The organism is Micromonospora deserti (assembly GCF_003236335.1).
Taxonomy (GTDB): domain Bacteria; phylum Actinomycetota; class Actinomycetes; order Mycobacteriales; family Micromonosporaceae; genus Micromonospora; species Micromonospora deserti.
Map to the genome: position 1 here is coordinate 22,950 of NZ_POUB01000046.1, position 7,758 is coordinate 30,707.

Annotated in this window: 7 protein-coding genes; 4 read left to right on the forward strand and 3 right to left on the reverse strand. The window is 70.9% G+C overall.

The features are described from left to right. Window positions 1-26 precede the first annotated feature (26 nt). Complete coding sequence (gene selD / locus C1I99_RS09925; RefSeq protein WP_111133919.1) at window positions 27-1,019, reverse strand: selenide, water dikinase SelD; 993 nt, start codon at window positions 1,017-1,019, stop codon at window positions 27-29. A 190-nt stretch (window positions 1,020-1,209) separates the two neighbouring features. Between selD and C1I99_RS09930 the strand changes: the two genes are divergently transcribed. Genes C1I99_RS09930 through C1I99_RS09945 form a run of 4 tightly spaced genes read left to right on the forward strand, consistent with a single transcriptional unit; the run spans window position 1,210 to window position 4,607 of the window. Further along, window positions 1,210-1,965 (forward strand): amino acid ABC transporter ATP-binding protein, encoded by a 756-nt coding sequence (locus C1I99_RS09930; RefSeq protein ID WP_111133920.1) that lies wholly within the window; start codon window positions 1,210-1,212, stop codon window positions 1,963-1,965. 58 nt (window positions 1,966-2,023) lie between these two features. Beyond that, the gene (locus C1I99_RS09935; RefSeq protein ID WP_111133921.1) at window positions 2,024-2,902 is read left to right on the forward strand and encodes a glutamate ABC transporter substrate-binding protein; all 879 of its coding nucleotides are present in this window, start codon (window positions 2,024-2,026) and stop codon (window positions 2,900-2,902) included. A gap of 38 nt (window positions 2,903-2,940) precedes the next feature. Further along, entirely contained in the window at window positions 2,941-3,648 is a 708-nt protein-coding gene (locus C1I99_RS09940; protein ID WP_111133922.1) for an amino acid ABC transporter permease, read from the forward strand. Then, window positions 3,645-4,607 (forward strand): amino acid ABC transporter permease, encoded by a 963-nt coding sequence (locus C1I99_RS09945; RefSeq protein ID WP_111133923.1) that lies wholly within the window; start codon window positions 3,645-3,647, stop codon window positions 4,605-4,607. The genes C1I99_RS09940 and C1I99_RS09945 overlap by 4 nt, the downstream gene beginning before the upstream one ends. 93 nt (window positions 4,608-4,700) lie before the next feature. Here C1I99_RS09945 and rny read toward each other — a convergent pair whose 3' ends face one another. Next, window positions 4,701-6,467 (reverse strand): ribonuclease Y, encoded by a 1,767-nt coding sequence (gene rny, locus C1I99_RS09950; protein WP_111133924.1) that lies wholly within the window; start codon window positions 6,465-6,467, stop codon window positions 4,701-4,703. A gap of 596 nt (window positions 6,468-7,063) precedes the next feature. Beyond that, window positions 7,064-7,669, reverse strand: coding sequence for a regulatory protein RecX (locus C1I99_RS09955; RefSeq protein WP_233512437.1), 606 nt, complete (start codon window positions 7,667-7,669; stop codon window positions 7,064-7,066). Between the last annotated feature and the right edge of the window lie 89 nt (window positions 7,670-7,758).

Sequence of the window (7,758 nt, forward strand, 5' to 3'; positions counted from 1 at the left end):
ATGCACCGCGCCGTCACGGCCGAAGCTCAGCGCACGATCACCAGGTGCTCGCTCCGGGGCAGCAGCTCGCCGATCACCGGGGCCCCGGGGAGCTCACCGGCGACCAGCAGGCCACCGGAGGTCTGCGCGTCGGCCAGCAGCAGCCGGTCCGCCTCGCCGGCCCGGCCGAAGTCGGTCCACGGGGTGACCCACGCCAGGTTGCGGTGGCTGCCGCCGCTGACGTACCCGTCGCGCACCGCCTCCCGAGCACCGGCCAGCAGGGGTACCCGGGCGGCCTCGATCGCCACCGTCAGCCGGCTGGCCCGGGCCAGCTTCGACGCGTGGCCGAGCAGCCCGAACCCGGTCACGTCGGTGCCGCAGCGCACGCCGGCCGCCACCGCGGCCCGGGCGGCGTCCCGGTTGAGCGTGGTCATCGCGGCGACCGCCGCCGGGAAGCTCTCCCCGGTGGCCTTGTGCCGGGTATTGAGCACCCCGACACCGAGCGGCTTGGTCAGCGACAGCGGTACCCCCGGCCGGCCCGCGTCGAGGGTGATCAGCTCCTCGGGCCGGACCACTCCGGTGACGGCGAGGCCGTACTTCGGGCCGTCGTCGTCGACGCTGTGCCCGCCGGCCAGGTGGCAGCCGGCCTGCCGGGTCACGTCCAGGCCACCGCGGAGCACCTCGCGGGCCAGCTCCAGCGGCAGCACGTCGCGCGGCCAGCAGAGCAGGTTCAGCGCGACCAGCGGGACGCCGCCCATCGCGTACACGTCCGACAAGGCGTTGGCGGCGGCGATCCGTCCCCAGTCGTACGCGTCGTCGACCACCGGGGTGAAGAAGTCGGCGGTGCTGACCAGCCCGGTCCGCTCGTCGAGGCGGACCACTGCCGCGTCGTCGCCGTGGTCCAGGCCCACCAGCAGGTCGGCGGCGGCACCACCGACCGGACCGAGGCCGGCGACCATCGCCTCCAGCTCGCCGGGAGGGATCTTGCAGGCGCAGCCGCCGCCGCGGGCGTACCGGGTCAGCCGTACCGTTTCGGTCACCCCAACATGATCTCCGCGGACCGTCGCCCGCGCCACCCACGACGGAAGGTCACATCGAAATCGGACTCCCGGCACCGATCCCCGATGGTGTTACCGCTCCGTGACCATCTGAGTTGCATTCCGCCACATCCCCCCGCCTACAGTGGCCCAACCGGGCTCATCAGACCCGGCTGCGGCGACGACAGGGACGGTGGACGACGTGACGACGGGCGAACCGCTCATCGTGTTGGATGCGGTCGACAAGTGGTTCGGGCCGCTGCACGTGCTCGACGACGTCTCGCTGTCGGTCGGCCGGGGCGAGGTGGTCGTGGTGATCGGCCCGTCGGGCTCCGGGAAGTCGACGCTCTGCCGCACGATCAACCGGCTGGAGCCGATCAACTCCGGCACCATCACCTTCGACGGGCAGCCGCTGCCGGCCGAGGGCAAGGCCCTGGCCAAGCTGCGCAGCGAGGTCGGCATGGTCTTCCAGTCGTTCAACCTCTTCGCGCACAAGACCATCATGGAGAACGTCACCCTCGGCCCGATCAAGGTCCGCAGGGAGAAGCCGGCCGTGGCCCGGGAACGGGCGCTGGCCCTGCTCGACCGGGTCGGCATCGCCAACCAGGCCGACAAGTTCCCGGCCCAGCTCTCCGGCGGCCAGCAGCAGCGCGCCGCGATCGCCCGCGCGCTCGCCATGCAGCCCAAGGCGATGCTCTTCGACGAGCCGACCAGCGCGCTGGACCCGGAGATGGTCGGCGAGGTGCTGGACGTGATGACCTCGCTGGCCCGCGACGGCATGACGATGGTCGTGGTCACCCACGAGATGGGCTTCGCCCGGCACGCGGCCAACCGGGTCATCTTCATGGCCGACGGCCAGCTGGTCGAGGATGCTCCCCCGGCGGAGTTCTTCGCCAACCCGCGCAGCGAGCGGGCCAAGGACTTCCTCTCCAAGATCCTCACGCACTAGGCGTCCGTACGTGGAGCGAGCCGTTCCCCGGCGAGTTCCTTCGAAGAAGGAGAAGAGCATGCGTATCACGCGCGTAGCCGCACTCGCGGCGGCCGCCACCCTGGCGCTCGGCATGACCGCCTGCGGTGGCGACGATGCCGGAGAGGGCACCGGCGCCGGCAGCAAGTCGTTCGCCGCCGGCACCACGATGGAGCGGCTGAACAAGGCCCAGTCCATCAAGATCGGCACGAAGTTCGACCAGCCGGGCTTCGGCCAGAAGGGGCTGTCGGGCAAGCCGGAGGGCTTCGACGTCGAGGTCGCGAAGATCATCGTCAAGGAGCTCGGCATCCCCGAGGACAAGATCGAGTGGGTCGAGGCCCCCTCGAAGGTCCGCGAGGACGTGATCGTCAACGGCACCGTCGACTTCGTCGCGGCGACGTACACGATCAATGACAAGCGCAAGGAGCGCATCGCCTTCGCCGGGCCGTACTACGAGGCCGGCCAGAACATCATGGTGAAGAAGGACGACACCGCCATCACCGGCCCGGACTCGTTCAAGGACGGCACCAAGAAGGTCTGCTCGGTCACCGGCTCCACTCCGGCCGAGGAGATCAAGAAGTACGTCAAGGACGTCGCCACCCAGCTGGTGCTCTTCGACACCTACGACAAGTGCCGCGACGCCCTCAAGGGCGGCCAGGTCGACGCGGTCACCACGGACAACGTCATCCTGCTCGGCTACATCGCCAAGGACGAGGCCTCGTTCAAGCTCGCCGGTGACAACTTCACCAAGGAGCCGTACGGCATCGGGGTGAAGAAGGAGGACACCGACTTCCGCACCTTCATCAACGACACGCTGGAGAAGGCGTTCGCCGACGGCAGCTGGAAGAAGGCCTGGGACGACACCGCCGGCAAGTTCGGTGCCGAGCTGGGTGACGCGCCCACCGTCAACCGCTACTGATTCCTGCTGGTCTGGAGGGTGGGGAGGACGACCGACCCGTGAGTGTGCTCATCGACCGGTTCGACGTTTTCGCGGGGGGCTTCTGGCTCACCCTCCAGATCTGCGTACTCGCCGCGCTCGGCGCCCTGATCCTGGGCGCCGTCGTGGCGGTACTGCGGATCTCGCCGGTGCCGCCGCTGCGGGCGGTCGGCACCGGCTACGTGAACGTCTTCCGCAACATGCCGCTGACCGTGGTGATGTTCTTCGCCGCGTTCGGTCTGCCGGCGCTCGGCTCCAACGCCGACTTCCTCCGCATCCCCGGTCTCGACGTCGTGTTCAGCCGGCTCGGTACCGACCTGCCGTACTTCCGCTTCGCACTGATCGCGCTGGTGCTCTACACCGCGGCCTTCGTCTGCGAGGCCCTGCGCTCCGGGGTGAACGCGGTCCCCCCCGGCCAGGCGGAGGCCGCCCGATCGCTGGGGCTCACCTTCGGGCAGAACCTGCGGTACGTCGTGCTGCCGCAGTCCTGGAAGGCCTCGATCGTGCCGCTCGGCTCGGTGATCATCGCGATGATCAAGAACTCGGCGCTCGTCGGCTTCTTCGGGGTCGTCGGTGACCTGTCCCAGACCGCCGACCAGCTCACCTCAGCCGAGGGCTACGCGTTCGTGCCGGTCGCCATCGGCATCTCGATCGGCTACCTGATCATGACCGTTCCCCTCGGCGCCTTCCTCGACCGGATCGAGAAGCGACAGGCGGTGGCCCGATGAGTGAGCAGAGCGTCCTCTACGACGTTCCCGGCCCCCGGCAGCGCCGCGTCACACTGATCGGCAGTGTGGTCGCCACCGTCCTGCTGGTGGTCGGCGCGTACTTCCTGATCTACCGTCCGTTGGACGGCAAGGGCCAGTTCTCGATGGAGCTCTGGGGTCCGCTGATCGACCCCTCCGACGAGAGCTTCCCGCTGGTCTGGGAACGCATCGGCATCGGCTTCAAGAACACCCTGATGGCCGCGGCGCTGGCCATCGTCTCGTCGTTGGTGGTCGGCACTCTGCTGGCGGTGCTGCGGGTCCAGCTCAAGAGCCTGGCCCGCCGCCGGTTCACCGGGTTCGCCACCCCTTTGTCCTACCTGCTGCGCGGCCTGAGCGCCCTGCTCTCGGCGGTCACCCGGGTCTGCGTCGAGGTGTTCCGCGGCCTGCCCGTGGTGATCACCATCTTCTTCGTGGCCCGCGGGTTCCCCGAGTTCGGCGTCACCTTCGACACCCTCTGGTACCTGGTCATCGGCCTGACCATCTACAACTCCGTGGTGATCGCCGAGATCCTCCGCTCGGGCATGGAGGGACTGCCCGGCGGGCAGGCGGAGGCGGCGTCCGCGATCGGGCTCTCCCCGCTGCAGACCACCCGGATGATCCTGCTGCCGCAGGCGTTCCGGATCATGCTGCCGGCGCTGATCAGCCAGCTCGTCGTCGTGCTCAAGGACACCTCGCTCGGCTTCATCATCAGCTACGAGGAGACCCTGACCATCGCGGAGCAGATCATCGGGTCGCTGGACAACCCGATCCAGACGTACTTCGTGATCGGCGTGATGTTCATCGTGATCAACTACTCGCTGTCGAAGCTGGCCCAGTACGTCCAGCGCCGGCTCGCCCGGGGCCGTCGCTCCGCCGCGCCCCGCACCGGCGCCGGTGACGCCCAGCTAGGCACCGAGGCCGTGGCCGGCACCACCACCTGAGTTCGACGACTCACCGGCCCGGCGACACCCAACCACGTGGCGAAACGGGCCGGCCCTGGCGTCCAGGGCCGGCCCGTCCGCTGTCCCCGGGGGTCAGCGGGCGATCTCGGTGACCCGGGACTCGCGGACCACGGTGACCCGGATCTGGCCCGGGTAGGTCAGCTCCTCCTCGATCTGCTTGGCCACGTCCCGGGCCAGCACCGCCGCGCCGATGTCGTCGACGTCCTCCGGCTTGACCATCACCCGGATCTCCCGACCCGCCTGCATCGCGAAGACCTTCTCCACCCCGAGCTTGCCCGCCGCGATCTCCTCGATCCGCTCCAGCCGCTTGACGTACGCCTCCAGGCTCTCCCGGCGGGCGCCCGGCCGGCCGCCGGAGCAGGCGTCGGAGGCCTGGGTGAGCACGGCCTCGATGGTCTGCGGGGGCACCTCGTTGTGGTGCGCCTCGATGGCGTGCACCACGTCCTCGCTCTCGCCGTACTTGCGGGCCAGGTCGGCGCCGATGATGGCGTGGCTGCCCTCCACCTCGTGGGTGAGCGCCTTGCCGATGTCGTGCAGGAACGCGCACCGCTTGATGGTGGGCACGTCCAGCCGCAGCTCGGCGGCCATGATGCCGGCGATGTGCGCGGTTTCCACCAGGTGCTTGAGCACGTTCTGCCCGTACGACGTCCGGTAGCGCAGCCGGCCGAGCAGGGTGACCAGCTCCGGGTGGATCTCGGTGATGCCGACCTCGACCAGGGCGTCCTCGGCGGCCCGCTGGCAGAGCTGGTCCACCTCGTGCCGGGCGAGGTCGTAGACCTCCTCGATCCGGTGCGGGTGGATCCGGCCGTCCAGCACCAGCTTTTCCAGGGTGAGCCGGCCGACCTCCCGGCGGACCGGGTCGAAGCAGGAGAGCAGCACCGCCTCCGGCGTGTCGTCGATGATCAGGTTGACCCCGGTGACCGACTCGAAGGCCCGGATGTTGCGACCCTCCCGGCCGATGATCCGGCCCTTCATCTCGTCGCCGGGCAGGTGCAGGACGCTGACCACGCTCTCCGCGGTCTGCTCGCTGGCCACCCGCTGGATGGCGTCGACCACGATGTGCCGGGCGCGCTGCTCGGCGGTGGTGCGGGCATCCGCCTCGATGTCCCGGACCAGCAGCGCCGCCTCCCGCTTGGCCTGCCCCTCGATCGCCTCGATCAGCTCGGCCCGGGCGACGTCCGCGGTCAGCCCGGCGACCCGCTCCAGCTCGCGTCGGCGCTGCTCCTCCGCCTCGGCCAGCTCGGCCTCGCGGTGGGCGAGCGCGGACTCCCGGGCGGCCAGGGCGGCGCTGGCGGCGGTGAGCTGACGCTCCCGTTCGGCGAGCCGCTCCACCTCCTCGGTATGCAGCCGTTCCCGCTCGTCCATCCGGGCGGCCCGCCGTTCGACCTCGGCGGCCTGCTCGCGGGTGGTCGCGGCCAGCACGGCGACCTCCCGCTCGCCGCTGCGCCGGGCCGTCGCCCGCAACTGCTCCGCGTCCGCCTCGGCCTGCTTGTGGGCCCGCTCCAGGATGGTGTCAGCCTCGGCCCGCGCGTCGTCGAGCACCCGCCGGGCCTCCGCCCGCGCGGCCTTCGCTTCGGCCTTGGCCGCGGCCGCCTCGGCGCGGGCCGCCGCGGCGGCGGACTTCGCCACGTCGATGGTGCTGTTGGCTTCGTCGGCCGCGGTCCGCAGCGCCGCGAGGGACTGCTCCTGGCGGTCCTTCTCGGCGATGAAAGCCGGGTCCTCGGGCGCCGGGGCCGTGTGCAGCCCGCGCAGCGCCCGGACCCCGAGCAGCACCGCGCCGAGCACGACCAGGGTCAGGAGCAGCACGGCCGCGAGGATCACCGCATCGAAAGCGCTCATGCCGGGACCTCACCCGGACCGCCGGTGAACCTGTGCCACCCCGTCATGGCCGCCTCCCCTGAACGTCGGCGCCGCAGTCATCGTGCCGGGTGGGCGCGCTCCTGCGGCTCTGGACGCCCGACCGGAGCGGCTGGCCGTGGGTGAGCTTTCTCCGCCGGCGTGCCGGGGCATCGTCGGCGGTCGGGTGCAGTTGTCGCGTCACCGCCGGACCGGCCTGTCCGGGTGCCGCCAGGCCGGGGAACCGGCCAAAGTGATGCTGTTCTGTTACGCGATCTATGTTGTGCGCTTAGCCTGCGCTGGTCGGGCAATGTGAGCCTGTATGGCGAGGCTAGGTCGCCGGGGCCGCTCTGGTCAAGAACTCATGATCAAACCCCCCGAACGGAGAGAAGTCGTCGGGTCACGGAATGGTGAATTCGAGCCGGACACCAGGGGACAAACGCGGCGCGCGGGCCGCTCGATAGCAGGTCGAGGCTCCTCAACGCCAGGCCGTCAGCGGCCCCGGCACCGGGACGGACCTCGGCCGGGAGGGCACTCGATGGTCTGCGGCATGACCGCGACCGCCGCAGAGCCGCTGGCGTCGACCACCCCGGGCCCGATCACCCGGCTGGGCGGATGTCGCGGTCGAGGTCGCCCTCGGCGTCGGCGAGGGCGTCGGCGTCGATCTGCTCGGCGAACTCGGCCGCCTCGGCGCTCTGCGCGGCGAGCGCGTCCTTCACCGCGCGGATCGCCACCCCCGGCGGATAGCCCTTGCGGGCCAGCATGGCGACCAACCGGCGGAACACCGCGTCCGGCTCGCCCCGGGCGGTCCGCAGCTTCCGCTCGACCAGGGCGCGCGCCGTCTCGGCCTCGGTGTCCTCGTCCAGCTCGCCAAGCGCCTCGCTGGCGATGTCGCCGTCGACCCCGCGCTGGCGCAGCTCGTTGGCGAGCGCCCGGCGGGCCAACCCCCGGCCGGCGTGCCGGCTGGACACCCAGGCCCGGGCGAAGGCCGCGTCGTCGATGATGCCGACCTCGTCGTAGCGGTCGAGCACCTCCGCCGAAACCTCCGCCGAGATCCCCCGCCTGGCGAGCGCGCCGGCCAGCTCGGCCCGGGTACGCGGCCGGACGGCGAGCTGGCGCAGGCAGATCTCCCGGGCCACCTCCGCCTCGTCGCGCGGCGGGGCCGGTGGCGCCTCGGGATGAGCTACTTGACCGTGAGCTGGCAGTCTCCTCTGCGTTGGTCCTGTCTCTGCACCTCAAGAGCACCTGACACGTGCCGGCCGGTCATCGAAGCCAGACTGCGGCGATCAGGACC